At 44.8% G+C, this 18825-nt stretch carries 17 protein-coding genes; 13 read left to right on the top strand and 4 right to left on the bottom strand.

What is annotated here, in order from left to right:
• Window positions 1-229: 229 nt before the first annotated feature.
• The 4 genes from FDZ78_RS13105 to FDZ78_RS13090 all read right to left on the bottom strand — a co-directional run bounded on the left by FDZ78_RS13105 (window position 230) and on the right by FDZ78_RS13090 (window position 3349).
• Entirely contained in the window at window positions 230-988 is a 759-nt protein-coding gene (locus FDZ78_RS13105) for a helix-turn-helix transcriptional regulator (protein ID WP_136408733.1), read from the bottom strand.
• Between the two features lie 9 nt (window positions 989-997).
• Window positions 998-1264: a helix-turn-helix transcriptional regulator gene (locus FDZ78_RS13100; protein ID WP_107033494.1), complete on the bottom strand. Its 267-nt coding sequence runs from the start codon at window positions 1262-1264 to the stop codon at window positions 998-1000.
• The gene (locus FDZ78_RS13095; RefSeq protein WP_107033495.1) at window positions 1261-1731 is read right to left on the bottom strand and encodes a hypothetical protein; all 471 of its coding nucleotides are present in this window, start codon (window positions 1729-1731) and stop codon (window positions 1261-1263) included. The genes FDZ78_RS13100 and FDZ78_RS13095 overlap by 4 nt, the downstream gene beginning before the upstream one ends.
• 79 nt (window positions 1732-1810) lie before the next feature.
• A complete protein-coding gene (locus tag FDZ78_RS13090; RefSeq protein ID WP_107033496.1) occupies window positions 1811-3349 on the bottom strand; it encodes a site-specific integrase in 1539 nt (512 codons plus the stop codon).
• 668 nt (window positions 3350-4017) lie between these two features.
• Here FDZ78_RS13090 and FDZ78_RS13080 point away from each other — a divergent pair.
• The 13 genes from FDZ78_RS13080 (at window position 4018) to FDZ78_RS13020 (ending at window position 18809) form a co-directional block, all read left to right on the top strand.
• Window positions 4018-4542 (top strand): transposase, encoded by a 525-nt coding sequence (locus tag FDZ78_RS13080; RefSeq protein WP_107033498.1) that lies wholly within the window; start codon window positions 4018-4020, stop codon window positions 4540-4542.
• Between the two features lie 144 nt (window positions 4543-4686).
• Window positions 4687-6204: a hypothetical protein gene (locus FDZ78_RS13075; RefSeq protein ID WP_124076439.1), complete on the top strand. Its 1518-nt coding sequence runs from the start codon at window positions 4687-4689 to the stop codon at window positions 6202-6204.
• Window positions 6205-6227: 23 nt separating this feature from the next.
• Entirely contained in the window at window positions 6228-7064 is an 837-nt protein-coding gene (locus tag FDZ78_RS13070) for a polysaccharide biosynthesis/export family protein (protein ID WP_123400528.1), read from the top strand.
• A gap of 3 nt (window positions 7065-7067) precedes the next feature.
• Complete coding sequence (locus FDZ78_RS13065) at window positions 7068-9464, top strand: polysaccharide biosynthesis tyrosine autokinase (RefSeq protein ID WP_136408732.1); 2397 nt, start codon at window positions 7068-7070, stop codon at window positions 9462-9464.
• A gap of 18 nt (window positions 9465-9482) precedes the next feature.
• Window positions 9483-10790, top strand: a complete 1308-nt coding sequence (locus FDZ78_RS13060; RefSeq protein ID WP_136408157.1) for a UDP binding domain-containing protein — start codon at window positions 9483-9485, stop codon at window positions 10788-10790.
• Window positions 10726-11877 (top strand): acyltransferase family protein, encoded by a 1152-nt coding sequence (locus FDZ78_RS13055; RefSeq protein ID WP_107033338.1) that lies wholly within the window; start codon window positions 10726-10728, stop codon window positions 11875-11877. Before FDZ78_RS13060 ends, FDZ78_RS13055 begins: the two co-directional genes overlap by 65 nt.
• A gap of 3 nt (window positions 11878-11880) precedes the next feature.
• Window positions 11881-12852, top strand: a complete 972-nt coding sequence (locus tag FDZ78_RS13050) for an acyltransferase family protein (protein WP_124076163.1) — start codon at window positions 11881-11883, stop codon at window positions 12850-12852.
• A 10-nt stretch (window positions 12853-12862) separates the two neighbouring features.
• Window positions 12863-14329 (top strand): lipopolysaccharide biosynthesis protein, encoded by a 1467-nt coding sequence (locus tag FDZ78_RS13045; RefSeq protein WP_137426213.1) that lies wholly within the window; start codon window positions 12863-12865, stop codon window positions 14327-14329.
• A gap of 21 nt (window positions 14330-14350) precedes the next feature.
• On the top strand, window positions 14351-15274 hold the full coding sequence (locus tag FDZ78_RS13040) for a hypothetical protein (RefSeq protein ID WP_136408730.1): 924 nt from the start codon (window positions 14351-14353) through the stop codon (window positions 15272-15274).
• A complete protein-coding gene (locus FDZ78_RS13035) occupies window positions 15274-16257 on the top strand; it encodes a glycosyltransferase (protein WP_136408729.1) in 984 nt (327 codons plus the stop codon). The genes FDZ78_RS13040 and FDZ78_RS13035 overlap by 1 nt, the downstream gene beginning before the upstream one ends.
• A 124-nt stretch (window positions 16258-16381) precedes the next feature.
• A complete protein-coding gene (locus FDZ78_RS13030; protein ID WP_137426211.1) occupies window positions 16382-17131 on the top strand; it encodes a beta-1,6-N-acetylglucosaminyltransferase in 750 nt (249 codons plus the stop codon).
• Entirely contained in the window at window positions 17122-18066 is a 945-nt protein-coding gene (locus FDZ78_RS13025; protein ID WP_107033331.1) for a glycosyltransferase family 2 protein, read from the top strand. The genes FDZ78_RS13030 and FDZ78_RS13025 overlap by 10 nt, the downstream gene beginning before the upstream one ends.
• A complete protein-coding gene (locus FDZ78_RS13020; protein WP_124076155.1) occupies window positions 18063-18809 on the top strand; it encodes a glycosyltransferase family 25 protein in 747 nt (248 codons plus the stop codon). Before FDZ78_RS13025 ends, FDZ78_RS13020 begins: the two co-directional genes overlap by 4 nt.
• Window positions 18810-18825: the final 16 nt, after the last annotated feature.

Below are 18825 nucleotides of genomic sequence, written 5' to 3'. Positions count from 1 at the left end.
AGGGGTCAATTCAAAATATTTTCAGGGGTCAATTCAACCTTGGTCTAAGGGGTCATCCGAGCCTGGGTTTTCCAGTTATAAAGTCGAGAGATATTTAGAAGATAAAATCAAGTCAAAATGGTTATGTTGGATATTATCCATTATCATAACCATTATTGTCATTGTTATCCCAGTGCTCGTTATCAGGATTTTGATTGCAGGAGATTAATGTATAAAACTTTATCGTAATTCAGAGTAGCTTGTTGTTCGTGGCTGCAACTATCGCCTCGGAGATATTGCGCACATCAAGTTTCTCGAAGATACGTTGACGGTATTTCTTGATGGTGTCGGGTGACAGGCAGATCTTATCGGCAATCTCCGACATGGTGTAGCCCTGTATGGATAGAGTAAGCACCGATTTTTCGCCGTCGGTCAGCACGAGCATCTGCCGTTTGTCCCAGCGACGTGTGGTCAGATTGTACTCAAAGAAATCAGACGAGCCTACGCGGTGCATCTCAATATGTCCGGACTCGGTGTGTGTCGAAGCCGACACCACGCAAAGGGCGAGCCATATCCGCCCGTCCGAGGTGAGGGCAAGCGGAGTTAGCTTGTGGTTGACAAGGATCCTTCGCCCGTCGTTGAGGATATGGAAATCGTAGGAGATGTACCAGTCCTTACGCTCATTGATCGGAATATTGTTGTAGAACGAGAAACCTGCCCTGTTCAGTTCAATGAGCATCGGCTGTTCATCCTCTGGCACATAACGTGAATAAAAACGGTAGCCGAGTGCCGTCATCCGCTCCGGCGGCAGTCCGCAGAGAAACATCGGATTGGGCGACACATACAAGAAATTCTGCCTGAAATAGTCAATGATATAGACGCTCTGATAAGTCGAGCGGGAGAACGCCTCAGCCGACCTCACATATTCCGACACACGGCTGTAGTCAAGCTCCTTCGGGAGCCTGACCTCATTATCAGGTATGAAGAAATCGTCAGTTGTTTTCAACATAAGTTTATCTTATCCTACAGTGATGACTGGCTGACCGAAAAAGGCGGAGAGCATCGCGAGGGTGGAAAGGGTGAAATTATGCTGTCCGCTCAGCCACTTGGTAATTTCACATGGACGCTTACCAAGCGAACGGGCAAACTCGGCCTTTGACAGTCCTTTTTCTTGCATAAGCTCGTAAATCCTATTGGAGACAGCTATCTCCATAGCTACTTCCTTATGAATAGAAGCCGGTATCGAGTCCACTATTTTGTTATATTCTTCAAATGCAGTTTTCATATGTCAAAGGTTTTGTCGGTTTCAATTTCATTTTCGGAAATGGTGATGGTTCCGTCCTTTACACCATCTTTGATAAGCTTGTCAAAGTTTTGCAGGGTGACTACAAATCCGCGCAGCTCATCGTCCTCGTCGTATGTACGTGTTTTCTTAACTCCTCCATTACCGAGAATAAGGATGCTGTCTGATAGACGCAGACAATATAAGCGCAACTTCGACTTTACGACCGGGAGTGCACAAACCCTATCACTCATCTTTCCCTCCGGTCTGAAGAATCGTTCAAGAGCACCAAGGTCAGCGATACTTTCAACGAATTTGGCTATACGGGCCAAATCCTCATTATAGGTCGCATCATTCTTAAAACGGTTATAGAAACGGAGATACTCACCCTTATCCTCAGTGATAAACTGAATGGTGTAGAGGGTGCAATTACGGTCTTTGTTCAGCTGTATAAGTTCTGCTTCACTCATAATCGATATGTGCTTTGTCTTTGTAAACGCAAAGGTACGAAAAATGTTTTACTTATAAGTAAACAAATAGGGTGTTTTTTTATAGTTTCATTATGATTTCAAGGACTTCGTTGAGTTTATCTGTGGGAAGACGCTTGATGTAGTTGGCGCGGTCATCGAGGTTGCCACGGATATGAGTGAGGACTGCGAGGTGAGCATTGACGGAGGTTGTATCGCCTTCGAACATTTCAAGATAAGCTTCACGCGTCGGTATGCCAAGACGAATTCTTTCATCATCGGTAATGGCATGGTCAAAGACGGTTTCAACACCGTGACTATGGCTGTTGTTGAGAAGATTCATCTTTTCCCTCTTGCTTTCGTCGTCAAATTTGACGTATTTCATCATCATGTTGGCCGTAGTATGCCCTGTGACTGCGCGAATATCCTCCGGTGACATTCCTTTACGGAGACAAAGGGTTGTAAAGGTTCTTCGGGCGCAGTGAGAGGCCAGTGCCTCATATTTCTTTACAGTGGTTCGTGTCCGAGAGCGTCCGTTTTGTGTTTCTATAATCCAATCGCCTGTCATTCCGGCAAGTTTCCCGACTTCTTTTAGATGTGAATTGAATTTTTGATTTGATATTTTGGGAAATATTCTCGGATCGTCCTCATCAGGTGCGGCTGGGTATTTTGATAAAATACGCATGGCGTCTTCTGCAAGGGGAATTCTTTTTCGTTGTCTGGTCTTCTGCGCTGTCGTATCAAGTATATCCCCATCCATATTTGACCTTTTTAAGGCCATGACTTCCGAGAACCTTAGCCCTGTGAAACAGCAGAACACAAACACATCCCTTGCCCGATCAATAGCTTGCCTATGGGTAGGAAAAGTCATAATGGACTGTAATTCCTCCGGAGTAAGAGCGAAATGATTTACTGCTGTATCGGAAGTTGTCTCATCATGGAAACGTTGCTGATAGCTTTGGTATTTGATATTGCGGTTATAGCCCTTTTTAGTGGCCCAGTTAAGGAAAGTCTTGATATCCTTCATGGACTTGAACACATAGCTGTTGGAGAGCCTCTTGCCGATTAGGTACAGCTCAAACTTTGCAAGCAGTTCATCGTTGATGTCTTCAAAATATAATGTGGCTCGAAAACCCGACAGATGCTTCCGCATGGTCTTATGCTTTGTCAGCGTACCTTTTGACCATTGAGCGGTGGCAGGAGTCTCTTTTATTTCTTTTTCCCTTTCATCAATAAGAATATCATAAGTCTGGCATACTGTCAGTCGGGTGCACCTCTCTTCATCGAGTATCTTTTTTACTTCCTCTCTGACTGTGGCCGGAGTAGCCTCTTCCTCTCTCAGCTCTAATTGAGCAAAAGCATCGTCAACGGCAGACGCAATCTTAATCAGCCGTTGATTAATGTCTGAGGCAGACACATCATCACTGTTGAAGTTGTTGCGCTTCACTTTTTGAGCCTTTTCATCCCATTTTGCCGGGGCAATCCGATACCCAGAGTAATACCATATACGCTTGCCGCCAAAAGTAATGTCGGCATTTATCGGCATTTCCTCCGGGAAGTTTCCATTTTTATCTTTACGCTTCTCCAATCGGAAGCTGACGCGATGCTTGTATTTATCCATGAACGATTCTTTTGTATGTATTTGAGGCTGTCTCAATTTTACCCATACAAAATCACATACAAATTTTCATTCAATCAAGGAAACTACAATTTAAATTTCTTTATCATATATTATTGTAATTAGTTGATAAATAAGGATTGTTTCAGCATTATTGATTATCTATAAAACCTCATTATACTATAGTTTCATATCCCTCTCTCTCCGCTGAACTAACCGGACAATACCGGACAGCAAGCAGACAAGTCCCACAAATTCAATGATTTGTGGGACTTTTTTTTATTCCCTTGTGTCTGCCTTAAAGTACATCTTTTCGCCCCTAAAAGACAAAGTTCGTAACCTAACTCGTACCCCCGATAAACAAAAACGGAAAGGGGGTACAGATTGTCCGAAATTGGCGAAGTCCTGTCGCTATTTGGCTTGCCTGCATAGAACTCATTTTTAGAGAATTACAATAGTTTTACAACTTAAAAAGTGAGTTATGCAATCGACATTCAACATTTGCTTTTACGCAAAGAAAGACAAGCAGAAAGCCAACGGTGCGTACCCCCTTTTTTCTCATACTTGATGCCATCATCTTCATAGATGTCAGCGGCTGCCAGTGGCGACTGTTGCCCAAGGAGTACCCCAAATGACAGACAGTATAATACTATTTCCGACGTTGGGGAGCGATGGATGCATTTGCCGAGATTGAGGATAGTCTTGTGGAGGCGGTAAGACTTCGGAGAGGCGAATCTCCGCAACCCACAATTGGTGCGATTGACAGCGAAAGCTCCCGTTCAGCGTTGCCGCGTTCCCAAAAGGGGATTGACGGCAACAAGAAGGTTAAAGGGGTGAAGCGCAATATTATAACAGACAAGGACGGGGATATTCTGGAGGCTTCCACTACTCATGCCAATATCCATGATTCCAAATCCGCTTATGCCCTTCTGGCTATGCTTGCCATTGCCTTCCCTTGGACAAAACGCATATATGCCGACAGAGGCTATCGCGGTAATTTCATAGAGAAGGCCAGACATGATTTTGAGATTGATGTAGAAATTACACATTCAAATTATTCTGGTCAGTTTGTCCCGGCAAAGAAAAGATGGGTTGTGGAGAGAACTTTCGCATGGCTTGAAAACTTCAGAAGGCTATGTCGAAATTGCGAGGAAACGACAGAATCAGCAAATGAGATGCTATTACTGATTTTTTGACACTATTTTTCCATCAAAGGCTATGCCGGTTTAAGTTTTTTCGCTATCTTTGCACCCAAAATAATACTCTCTTTTAAAGAGATTCACACGCAATCTCTTTGTTGCTGTGAGACCTAACACTGTTGGCATATCATATAAACGCCTTTGCCTCAAGTCATATACCCACAGACTGGAGGGTCGGAAACTATTGCCGGCATTTTAGGGAAAGTTAAAAGCTACACTTTGGCACAACACACTGACATAACCCAAGATAGCATCCTTCAGCTACTCAACATTTTCCAGTCTAAGGCAGAATCAGCCTCCGGACCGACCGCAGCGAATTATAGAAAAGCGGTCATATGCCTGCGCTCATTCATAATCAGCCGGCCACCATGCGCTTCTCCTACTGATCTTTCCATTACAACAAAGTTTCTTGAAGATTGGTTCATATTCATGTTTTTCCGCGGGCTCACGGCAAAAACAAGTCTACATTATTTTGATCTAATTGCTGGACTTGCCAACAAGGAAATAACCGACGGAGAACTTATAATCCGGTTCAGGAATATCAAAGCAAGAATCAAGGAAATCGCATCAGAAAAATGGCGTATGCTCGTAACTGAGGAAAGCTTCAAACGACTGGTAAATTTAACAAAACTTGCTGACAGACAGCAGGACGAGGCTGGACTATATACAGACATCCTTCTTTTTTCGCTTCTCAACTGCGGAATGGACATTTCAGCTATTGCGAAATTGCAATATGAGGATATCCACAAATATAGCCCTGCGTGTCAGATAATTGCAGAAAGGCACATTTCGTCCAAACGGAAATATGTATTCCCTCTTGAGCAAAGCAGAAAGACACCCCGACAGATTGAAAAAACGCTCTCCGAAAAGCTTTCTCAGCTTCTTGGAGCCCGCAATATTATGATCATTGGAAATATTCAGGAGTGCATTCGCAGCTATTGGGCTTATGCAGCCCTAAAATGTGGTGTATTGCCAGAGATGATCATTAAGGCTCTGGGACACTCCCCTATCGGACTCCCGATTCTTGCCATCTGTTCTGAACGTAAAGAAGCTGTATCAGCAGAGCAAAAGCAACTGCTGTCAGACAGCGTGACTGACCTCTTCATCGGAAATCCGCCTAACTGGTATGCTATGCGACTGCGCCCCGGAATAAAGTTTGACAGATTGAAAGAACGGATTGCCGACTGCAAGAATGAGATTGTAACGCCAGAACTGTTCTATCCATGTCAAGAAATAGCTAAAAAGCTTGACCGTAAACTCGTTTTTGAAAAGCGGCCTATCATTCCAGATATCGTTTTCTTTAAAAGTTGTGTGACAGACATATTACCATTGTTCCACAAAATTGGAGACTTGGCATGGTGCTACAGAAACGGCGATACCTATGCCTCGATTCCTCAGGCAGCAATGGAAACATTCCAAAAAGCCATCGGCAAGTTTACACCAGATTATGAAATCGGACCAGTCGGTTCAATTGCTCTGCGCCCCGGCGATAGAATAGTTGTGGTCGGTGGAGCTTTCACCGGAAAGGAAGGAGAAATTATAGGCCAGTCTCTGAACGAAAATGGTGTGATTTACCGAATCATGCTCTGGGGTGACAACAACAACATCGAATGGCGTGCAAACGACTCGCGTCTGATTGAGAAAAAATCCCTGCTATAAATCAGCTAATAAAAACTTTACATATGCGCATACGATTCATCTCATCATGTTTTCTTGCAGCTGCGTTGCTGTTGGGGTCTTGCTCGACTCCGAAAAATATAACTTATTTTCCGGATCTTGGGACCGGTGCCGTGGTGCAGGCTGAGCGTCAGCTTGATATCAGGGTGAAGCCTGAGGATAAACTTTCGATTGTTGTCAATACGCAGGATCCGGCGCTGTCGGCTCTGTTTAATCTGCTGCAGGTCCAGAATCGTCTTGGAGGGACGACGTCAACGACAAAGAGCGTGGGCGATGCTTCGGGCGGCGGTAACGGTCAGGTGGCTTACTATACGGTTGATTCGGCGGGCGATATCAATTTTCCGGTGATCGGCAAGTTGCATATTGCGGGGATGACTCGCGAGCAGGTGGCGAATTATGTGGCTGAGCAGCTTGTCGGTAAGGATTTGGTGAAGGATCCGATAGTTACGGTTGAGTTTGCCAATACGGGTATCTCGGTTATCGGCGAGGTGTCGGCTCCGGGCCGTTATGAGTTTAACAAGGATCATCTGACGATCATTGATGCTATCGCGATGGCCGGCGATCTGACGATCAGCGGTATGCGTGAGAATATACTTGTGTTGCGCAATGTTGGCGACGGTAAGCAGGAGGCCTACAGGGTGAATCTGCTTGATGCGCAGAGTCTGGCTTCATCGCCGGTGTTTTATCTGCAGCAGGACGATGTGATCTATGTGGAGCCCAATGACAAGAAGAAGCGCGAGACGACGCCTAACGGTAATACACCGTATACGCCTTCGTTCTGGGTTTCAATGGGTTCAGTTGGTCTGACAGTAGCAACACTTATAATCACTCTCACAAAATAAGCAATGGCAGAGACTATCAAATCAGAGGTAAGGAAGAGTGTCAACGCGGGCAGCGCCGTGCCGTTGACGGATATATTGTACAGGACACTGCATCACTGGCCGTGGGTGTTGCTCTCGCTGGTGGTATGTGTGGGTGCTGCTGTGGTTTATCTGCTGTGCACTCCGAAGGTCTATACGACTACGGCTTCGATCATGATCAAGGATGAGGCTGCCGGTAAGTCGGCCGGGGCTGAGGATTTCGGCGATTTCGGGCTGTTTCAGAATAAGACTAATATACAGAATGAAATTACGACTCTGAAGTCGGCCGATCTGATGGAAGAGGTTGTGAGACGTCTGGATCTTGATATGAATTATTATATTCCGGGGCGTTTTCATGATGTTGTGGCCTATGGCTCGAATCTTCCTGTGAGGGTTGAGATGCCTGGGTTTGCTGAAAATGGTTCGGCGTTGTTCAGAGTTGAGGTCGACGGGGCCGGAAAGGTTTCGGTGTCAGATGTCAAGTCGGGTGACCTGAAGTCGGAAGAGCGGGTTCAGGGCGCTATGAACGATACGCTCATGACGGTTGTCGGGCCGATGGTGGTTGTGGCTGCGGAGGGTTATAAGCCCGGTGAGGCGGTGGAACTGAATGTTGTCAAAGCTCCGGTTTCGGCTACTGCCGGTGGCTATGAGAGCCGTATGGTGATAGCGATGAGCGGTGACAAGAGCAGTGTGATCAATCTGACGGTTACTGATCAGTCGACCCAGCGTGCGCAGGCGCTGCTGAGCACGCTGATCGGTGTCTATAATGAGTATTGGATTCGCGACAAAAATCAGATTGCTGTCTCGACGTCGAATTTTATCAATGAGCGTCTGGGTGTGATCGAGAGTGAGCTCGGAAATGTGGATTCGGATATTTCTTCTTATAAGAGTCAGCATCTGATTCCGGATGTCAGTGCGGCGTCGTCGATGTATATGTCGCAGAATCAGCAGATTTCGCAGCAGATCATGGATCTGAGGAATCAGCTGAAGCAGACGCTGTATATAAAGTCGTATCTCGGAGCTGCAAGCGATAACGAGAAGATGCTTCCGATGAATTCGGGTGTGGCCAATGTGGACATACAGTCGCAGATTACTGATTACAACAATCTGGTGCTTCAGCGTAATTCGCTGCTGGCCAAGTCGTCGGACAAGAATCCGCTGGTTGTCCAGCTGAACGAGCAGATGGATCAGATGCGTCATGCGATACTGGCGTCGGTCGATAATTCGATCAATGCTCTGAACATGCAGATTTCGAGTCTGCAGGGTTCGCAGGCGTCGACTACGTCGAAAATCGCTTCGAATCCTTCGCAGGCCAAGTATCTTCTGAGTGTGGAGCGCCAGCAGAAGGTGAAGGAGTCGCTCTATCTGTTCCTGCTTCAGAAGCGTGAGGAGAACGAGCTTTCGCAGGCATTTACGGCTTATAATACCCGTGTGGTCAATAAGCCGGCAAGTTTCGGTCCGACTGCGCCGAATACGCGCAATATATTGATGATGAGCTTTCTGCTTGGTCTGGCTATTCCGTTCGGGGTGGTCTATCTGATGGAGAGCAACAACACTAAGGTGCGCGGACGCAAGGATGTGGAGCATCTGGCTGTGCCTTTTCTCGGCGAGCTGCCGCAAGACGGACACGAGAAGAAGAAGGAGGCCGGCGAGGCGAACACGATCGTGGTCAAGGGTGGCAAGCGTGATATCATCAACGAGGCGTTCCGCGTACTCAGGACCAATGTTGAGTTTATGTGCAACAGTTCGGAGGGCAACAAGGTGATTGCCATGACGTCGTTTAATCCTGGTTCGGGCAAGTCGTTCGTTTCGATGAACTTAGGCATGGCTATCGCTCTGAAGGGCAAGAAGGTTCTGATTGTCGACGGCGATATGCGCCACGGTTCGACGTCGGCCTATATGGGTTCTCCAGCAAAGGGCCTGGCTGATTATCTGGGTGGTGCTGTGTCTGAGGTCGATACGCTGATTGTCAAGACTCCGGAGTGTCAGAACATGCAGGTGCTTCCGATCGGTTCTATTCCGCCCAATCCGACGGAGCTGCTTGAGTCGCCGCGTTTCGGTGAGCTGATCGGTGAGCTTAAGTCGAGGTTTGACTATGTTATCATCGACTGTCCGCCGATCGAGGTTGTGGCTGATGCTCAGATCATCGACAAGTTTGCCGACCGGACGTTCTTCGTGATCCGAGCCGGTCTGTTCGACCGTTCGATGCTTCCGGAACTCGACCGGCTGTATGAGGAGAAGAAGTATCGCAACATGTCGTTTATCCTCAACGGTTCCCGCAATGACCAGGGCCGCTACGGCTACAGCCATACCTACCGCTACGGTTACGGATATGGCTACGGGTATGGGTATAATTACGGCGGCGGGGAGAAGAAAAAATAAAATCAAGAAATAGTAACAATGAATATCGCAGTCGCAGGGACCGGATATGTCGGTCTGAGTATAGCCACTCTGCTGGCGCAGCACAATAGGGTGACAGCCGTTGATGTCATCTCTGAAAAAGTCGAGAAGATCAACCGGCGCATCTCGCCCATTCAGGATGAGTATATCGAGAAATATCTCGCTGAAAAGGATCTGGACCTGACCGCTACGCTTGACGGCAGGGAGGCTTACCGCGAGGCTGATTTCGTGGTCATAGCCGCTCCGACCAACTATGATCCGGTAAAGAATTATTTCGATACGCACTGCATAGAGGATGTTATCGATCTTGTGCTTGAAGTCAACCCCGATGCGGTGATGGTGATAAAATCCACCATCCCTGTGGGTTATTGCCGCAGTCTTTATGTGAAATATGCGGCCAAGGGGGTCAGCAGGTTCAATCTTCTGTTCTCGCCGGAGTTTCTCAGAGAAAGCAAGGCGCTGTATGACAATCTCTACCCCTCCCGAATCATAGTGGGCTATCCGAAGATTATCGACAATCCGGAGTTTGCAGAGGAAAATGATGCGATCCGGACTATTGCCGATGTCGAATTTCTTGAATCAAAAGCCCATGAGTTTGCATCGCTGTTGCAGCAAGGTGCTATAAAACAGGAAATTCCCACTCTTTTTATGGGCATGAAGGAGGCTGAGGCTGTGAAACTCTTCGCCAATACCTATCTCGCTCTCCGCGTCAGCTATTTCAACGAGCTTGATACATATGCCGAGGTTAAAGGCCTTGATTCCCAGGCTATCATCGAGGGCATAGGCCTTGATCCGCGCATCGGCACACACTACAATAATCCGTCGTTCGGTTACGGTGGCTACTGTCTGCCGAAGGACACCAAGCAGCTGCTGGCCAACTATGCCGACGTGCCCCAGCAGATGATGACAGCCATCGTCGAGAGTAACCGCACACGCAAAGACTTTATCGCCGATCAGGTGTTGAGAATGGCGGAGTGGTATGACTATTCCTCGGCCAACCACTTCGGATCTGCCAGCGAACGCCCTGTGACAATCGGTGTCTATCGTCTGACGATGAAATCGAATTCCGATAATTTCCGCCAGTCATCTATTCAGGGAGTGATGAAGCGTATCAAGGCCAAAGGCGCCGAGGTCATCATCTATGAGCCTACTCTTGAAGACGGTTCAACATTCTTCGGTTCTCGCGTCGTCAACGATCTTACCGAATTCAAGCGCCTCAGCAACGCCATCATAGCAAACCGCTATGATGTATGTCTGGATGATGCTCAAGGAAAGGTTTATACGAGGGATATTTTTAAGAGGGATTGATCCATATGACAGAATTAAACATACTTTTAAGGTGTCATATGTAAAATCATACACTTTGATGAATCAAAAGTTTTCCAAGGTCCGAGATTCTAATTTTGAATTACTGAGAATCGTTGCAATATCAATGGTTCTCATACTTCATGCTGACTTTTTTTCGCTTGAAGGTCCATCGGCGGCTGACATCATGTCTGATTTGTCAGGATCTTCAATGAGAATTTTAATTCAGGCTTTGACCATATCGGCTGTCGACATATTTGTAATGATATCCGGATATTATGGCATCCAACACTCTAAACACGGAATCTTTAACTTTTTGTTTCAGACGTTCTTCTACCTTATCATAATATATGTTGTTTGTATAGCCTGCGGATTGTCAAAATTAAACATGACCGGAATAAAGGAATTGTTCATGCTGACATCATCCAATTGGTTTCTCAAATCATATATTTTGCTATACATAATTGCGCCAGTACTAAACGCATTCGTCTCGAAAGCCAATAAGCGCCAATTCAAATTCATACTGATATCATACTACGCATTTATTCTGATATGGGGATGGCTATTCCCAACATCTACCGATTATATAGCCGGTGGCTATTCTCCCCTATTTTTTGTATGGCTGTATCTGCTTGCGAGATATATGCGACTTTATTCCTTCCGTCTCACCCAATTGACTTTTGTAACTGCTATTATATTTTACAGCATCACAGCCTTCTTTGTATTATTAATATGTATATCAACCTATTACATAGGGGGGGATGCTGTGTATGGCTATATTCTATTGCAGTATATATCACCCACTACTGTGGCAACAGCAATGTTACTGATCATAGCCACCTCCAAGCTACATATTTCAAGTAAACTGATCAATAGACTTGCCGCCAGCAGCTTTGCAGTCTATTTAGTATGTGTAAACCCAAATCTTTTAACTCCCTATCGCAATTTATTCAGCGACCTTTACCACACCTATTCCGATCTTATGTACTGGCTAATCGTGCTTGGCTTGGTCGCAATCATATATATTGCAATAGCGGTGATCGATACAATCCGAATCTTTTTATGGAAACGCATTGAACTGACGGTTTGAATAATGAAAATAGATAAAAGCCTCTCTATAAAGCTCACCGAAGTGAATGTGGTCATGACAATCTTGATTGTATGGCTTCATATAGCGCCGATTTTTAACCTTCCACAATGGGTGCAACAAATAGCAATCATTGCTGTGCCATGTTTTTGGACAATCTCTGCGTTTCTCTATTTCGCAAGTTTCGATTTCTCCTCTCCCTGGATGAGCTATAAGTCAAAACTGTTCACCCGCACCCGCACCATCTTAGTCCCATTCATAGTATTCAATATATTCGGACTTCTGTTCAGCCTGGCTTTGCTTCAAATCCATCCTGTCGATTATCATCCATTGGACGGAGTAAATGCGGGCAACTGTCTACAAGCACTATATCATAGCAAATGGAACGGCGCCTTATGGTATCTGCGAGCTCTGTTTGAATTTGCGCTCATTGCTCCATCAATCGGCTATATCATAAGGGCTACCAAATGGTCAATTCTTCTTGTAGTGCCGATATATCTGCTATGTCAATATGCTCCCTATTCAAGTTTTATCTACTGGATGGTAAATATATTCACAGGTGCCTATATAGCAATCTGGCACGAACAGCTAACTGTTTATTACACACGATACAAAAAATTATATATCAGCACGTTGATAATTATATTAGGGGGGGCAACAGTCGCTTGGTATTCAGGCATTTGTGATGATTATATGATACGAGTTCTCACAGCGCCTACTGTAATATTCCTGATAATGAATATTCATATAATACCTTCTACTGTGGCACTCGCTCTTGGTCCTTACACAATGTTAATTTATTGTCTTCATGGCAATATTATGCGCATCACAAGCAAAATCCCATCAATTTTCGGTGTAAGCTCCGAGTTTGCGGCTTTTGTACTTGCGGTAGCATTAACAATAATTGCGATTATAATCCTCCAGATATTTCTGAAAAAAAAACCAAAAACATGGAAACTGATCATGGGGGGCAGATAGAAAAATCTTTATGAGCGAATTCAGACAAAACCTCAAACATGGCCTTCTTTGGACAGCTCTCGACAAGTATTCGGGACAAATTATAGCTATCGGCATATCAATGGTGCTCGCCCGACTGCTGACTCCCTATGACTACGGCGTCGTAGCTACAGCTTCGGTAATCATCAATTTTCTCTCTATATTTACGAGCATCGGCATAGGCCCTGCCGTGATACAGAAAAAAGATCTGAGCAATGAGGACATCAATCACATTTTCACGTTTACAGTAATCGTCGGTTTGGTTTGTGGCTGTATCTGTTTCGGAAGTTCTTGGCTGGTAGCCGAGTATTACAAGAACCCGATAATAGTCCCGGTGTTGCAGATACTTGCCATAGGTGTAGTCTTGAGTGCAATCAACATGGTACCGGCAGCGCTGATGTCCAAACATTTAAGGTTCAAGGAAATGGCAACCCGCAGCCTTGCTTTCCAGATTTTTTTCGGTTTGCTTGGCATCGCAGCCGCCTTCTATGGCGCCGGTGTCTATGCCCTGATAGTGCCGCCTATATTCGCATCCATATGCACCTTCCTTTATAACAGCCACTTCTACCCTGTAAAATTCAGATTGCATTTCTCTTTGACTCCAATCAAGAAAATATTCTCTTTTTCATCCTATCTCTTCCTATTTGAACTCTTTAACTATTTCTCAAGAAACATTGACAAAATCATCATCGGTAGATATATTTCCGAAAACGCACTTGGCTATTATGAGAAGTCGTATCGTCTCATGCAGTTGCCGCTCCAAAACATTACCGCTGTAATCTATCCTGTATTGCAGCCTGTATTGTCAAACTTGCAGGATAATCCCAAAGAAATCGGAGTCAAGTTCGCCAGCATAATATCGATGATCAGTTTGGTAGGATTTCCTCTAAGCGTAATTTTGTTCTTCTGCGCCCCGGAAATCATCACCGTTATGTTCGGTATCCAGTGGACCCCCGCTATCCCAGCATTCAAAATCCTTGCAATATCTGTTCCTTTTATACTCATTAACAATCCGACAGGACCGGTATTTCTAGCATGCAACGCCTCGAAAAGGCTCTTCTATACAGGTGTCATCAACACTTGCATAACCATCTCTGGATTTGTGATAGCCTCAATTATAGACAGAACTATCGAGATGATTGCATGGGGCTGGACCATTACAAGTATTATAAATGTACTGAATTCTTACACTCAACTATATGGACGCATAATTAAAATGTCTCCCGTTTGTGTGTTCCGCCACTTCATACATCCTTTGGTTTGCGCCGCACTTCTTATTGCGGCATATATCGGTTACGGTTACATTGATGTAAAGATTCCGGTCTTCCTTAATTTATGCTTAAAAGGTTTTTTAGGTCTGATCTTGGGCTTGACTTTCTATAATCTCATCGGAGATATTAACCTCAGGGAGATGACACGCGCACTATGGAACAAGTTTCGGCACAAACATGTAAACTAAAACGACAAATTACAATACAATATGAAAAGTTTACGCAATTTGTACATAAAATATATCATAGGCGGAGCTAAACTCGGTGCCGACACAGCCAACAAGGCACAGTTCTTCGAGCAAAAGTCCGAAATGCTCAGATATTTTACCCTTCACTCAACCGAATCAGGAATAAGTGATCAAAGGCTGTGTGAGCATGAAGTAATCGTGACACTCACAACTTTCGGTCGCCGCTTATATGATGTCTACCTTACGATTGAATCAATTATGCAGGGAAGCTTATGCCCCAACCGCATAATTCTTTGGATTGCCGAGGATATGCGGGGCAAAGTTCTCCCAGTGACATTGCAAAAACAAATGGCTCGTGGCCTTGAAATTGAATATACCACTGACATACGTTCTTACAAAAAACTGGTCCCGACACTTGTAAAATATCCAGATGCCGTCTGCGTCACCATTGACGATGATATTATCTATAACTTCGACTTGCTGGAAAATCTCATCAAGGCCTATAATGAAGACCCCTGTTGCATTCATGCCTGCAGAGTGCACCACATCAAAGTTGACAACAACGGCTATCCGGTACACTACAACGACTGGGACTGGGGCGCGGGTTCCGAAGAAGCTACTAAATATAACTTTGCCACCGGAGCAGGTGGAATCCTTTATCCGCCTCACAGCCTTAGTCCGGACGTGACTGACTCAGAAGCATTCACACGGCTCTCCCCAATGGCTGATGATGTATGGTTCTACGCAATGGCGTTGCTGAACGGATATAGGGTAAAGAAATGTTTTACCAGAAACAGTTCGGGCGAAGACTACATCCAGAACGATAGCGTACAGGCAGTATCGCTTAATTCCACCAATGTAGCCCAGAGCAAGAACGATGAGCAGATTAAAGCTGTATTTCAGGCCTACGGCATATACGATATTCTCAAATCAGATCTTAAATAATGACAGCGGTATATATACTGATAAGCAACGGTGACGACTTATTTTATGAACAGTTGTTGGTCTCGCTTTACTCGCTGAGAATGCACAATCCAGAGCTGAATGTGGTAGTCTTGGTCGATGAAAAAACGGAGCGGACACTACACGGCAAACGTTCAAAAGTTCGGGAACTGGCAAATGAAATAAAAATTGTGGAAGTACCTGAAGAATACAATTCCAAAGAACGGTCACGGTATATAAAAACCACTTTCCGTAACTACCTCTCAGGCAACCTGCTTTTTATCGACACAGATACCGTCATCACAGACAATCTCAGAGATGTTGAAAATACCAACGCTGACATGGCATGTGTGCTAGACTATCATGCAACTTTGGACCAACAGTTAGATGGGGACAAAATCAGACAGAATGTACAGTCAATATTCAATGAGAATATATCGGATGAAAATATTTATTTCAATTCTGGAGTGATATGGTTCAAGGATACTCCTGCAGTCAGGAGTTTGTTTGACCAGTGGAATCACTATTGGAAAATAGCTGCCTTTGAAGCAGGAAAATGTTTTGACCAGCCCGCACTGATGATAGCCAACAGAAAGTGCGGTCACATAATCGGCGAGCTTGACGGAACATATAACTGCCAAATTCTAACCAGTGTACGATATCTTCACAAAGCCAAAATTATACATTTTTTCAACAACGTATGGCAGGGCAAAGAGCAACTGTCTCCTTTCTTAGGACATGAGCTATATGAGGAGATTAAACGGACAGGAGAAATATCACCTGAAACAAAAGAGTTGATTGCGAACTGCAAATCATCTTTTTATGCTCCGACTTATTTTATTTGTAAAGAGCAAGTTGAATTTATGAATGACATTGTTGGAGCAACCTGTTTTTCGTCATACCTCCAGAAAAATCTCTCCTATCGCGCCATCAGATTGTTCTGCCAACTCAGATATAATATTGCCAAAATTTTATCGAGAAAATAATGAGACACGCTTATTGCATCATAGCGCACTCTAATCCTCAACAACTGTGGCATCTCATTGATTTACTGGATGATGAGCGCAATGATATCTACATCCACGTCGATCAAAAGGTTGATATTCAAGCATTTACCCCCCCTGCCGCAAATATCTAAGTAAGATAGAGTTTATCAGTAAAAGGGTAAAAGTATATTGGGGACATTATTCGCAAATCGTATGCGAGCTCAATCTGCTTGAATCGGTTCTTACTTCTGGAATGGAATACAGCTACATTCATCTTATATCGGGTGTCGACATGCCTCTCAAAACCCAAGATGAAATTCATGACTTTTGCGACAAGCATATGGGCAACGAGTTCATACAGTTCGACAACTCAGACTTCAATCTCCGCGATCTGAAAGAGAAAACTGAATACCCCTATTATTGGGGGCGACATCTGCGACTTGACGGATTATATTCGAAGACAGTAGGTCGCATCATGTTCCATATTTCCCGAATGATAGTCAAAGGACTTAGACTTAGATCACACTATGATATTGAGCTACACAAAGGCCCCCAGTGGTTCAGCATCACGAAAGGGCTGGCACATTGGCTTGTAAATAACAGAAAAGATATCCTGAAAACGTTCAAGCATGTCTGGTGTCCTGATGAAATGATGGTGCAGACTTTCACTTTGATCTCGCCTTTCGCCAACAACATCTCGTCACGAGGAAATCTTAGGAAAATAGACTGGGAACGTGGCGCGCCATATACTTGGCAAGACGGCGATTTTGACGAACTAATAAATTCGGATGCAATGTTTGCCCGAAAATTTGCAATGCAGCAAACCCTTGAATTAATAAACAAACTGACAAAATATCTCAGACAATGCCATTAATCAGCTTTGTCATTCCGGTTTATAATGTGGCGCCATATGTGCGCGAATGTTTGGAGTCCGTTATCAGGCAAGAATTTAAGGACTATGAGGTGTGTGTCGTCGATGACGGAAGCACAGACGGAAGTAGTGCCATATGCGATGAATATGCCGCGGCTTACCCCGGACTGTTCAAGCTCAGACATCAACCCAATCAGGGCGTGTCGGTAGCTCGTAACAATGCCTTGGATATGGCTACGGGTCAATATATCTGGTTCGTTGATGCCGACGATTACATCCTTCCAGGCTCGCTTTGCTATATTTCCGAAATCCTCCGGCAGTCAGGATGCGACACCTTATTCTTCGGCGACGAATCTTTTGCCGCAGATACAGCATCAGAATATAAGATAATCAATGACCGCAATGATTTTCTGTATCGGTGCACATGTTTCTGCAACCCGTTGATGATCTTCAGCCGTGAGATTATTGCTCGAAATGACATTCAGTTTCCAGTAGGTATCCGCATGGGTGAGGATCTTGAATTTCAATACAATTACCTGATTCATTCCCGCAAACTTGCAACGACCCCATTCGGTTTCTATCATATCCGTGAGCGTGAGGGATCAGCAAGCCGCAGCGCTTCGTCTGCAGCAGCCAACTATGCCGGAGCCAAACACTTGCTTGACATTATGGTTAGAACTCTCACTCCTGCGATAGTCAGAGACAATTTGTGGCTTGAGCAACGTTTGTCCGAACGCCTCAAAGCCCTGCTACAATCCGCTTTAAAAGCAAAAGTAACAACTGTCAATGAACTCACGATCTCGTTTAGACACTACCTTAAAGAATTAAGGCAACTTGGATTCAACAATATCGGCAACGGTTCCCTTGGAATTGCAAGAATAAACGTAAAGTTCTATTATACAATCTATCGAATAATCTACAACATACGAAGCAAATGAGAGAAAAGACATATGTGGTCAACATGGTAAAAGATGTTGGCAAGAAGACGGCAATGGAAGCCCAACTGGCCTCTCACCCAGAATTGGACTGGCAGTTTTGGATAGCCGTAGAAGGTCGCAAACTCACACCCGAACAGCAGTCCGAGATGATACTGCCGGCGTTCAAAGAGCGCTACGGAAAAAGTGCCACACTACCGGCAGCCGGCTGTTCGCTTAGCCATATAAGCATCTATCGTGACATGGTAGCCAACGACATTAGCCATGCCTTGATTCTCGAAGATGACGCACGCCTGCAGTCAGACTTGCATTTAGACGAAATCAAGACCTTGCTCGAAACAGACCGCCCAGTGGCAGTTCTGCTAACCCCAGATTTCTGGTACACCACTACTCCTATATCAAAGATTGACAACAAGCATAGAATCTTTCCAGTATATGATGGCTATATGACCTCTGGCTATATGATAAACAAAGCTGCTGCCAGGCTACTGATCAAACACATTTATCCGGTTCAATACACCGCCGATGCCTGGGAAATATTCATATCTTTTGGACTCCACTTATTTGGAGTGGTTCCACACATGATCAGTTATCCTGAAGGTCTTGGAGAAATTGGTCTTTCTCAAAAAAATAACGACGAGCCTATTATTCTCAAGATAAGGCATTTTTGTGGTCGACAAAAAGCAAAATTGTATTCTTCTATACTCTATTTGAGAGGATATCGTCATTCTGCCCGTATGTGGTAGGAATTATAATCTCACA

It is taken from the genome of Duncaniella sp. B8 (assembly GCF_005304985.1).
Lineage (GTDB): Bacteria > Bacteroidota > Bacteroidia > Bacteroidales > Muribaculaceae > Duncaniella > Duncaniella muris.
This window is presented reverse-complemented; position numbering and strand designations above follow the sequence as displayed.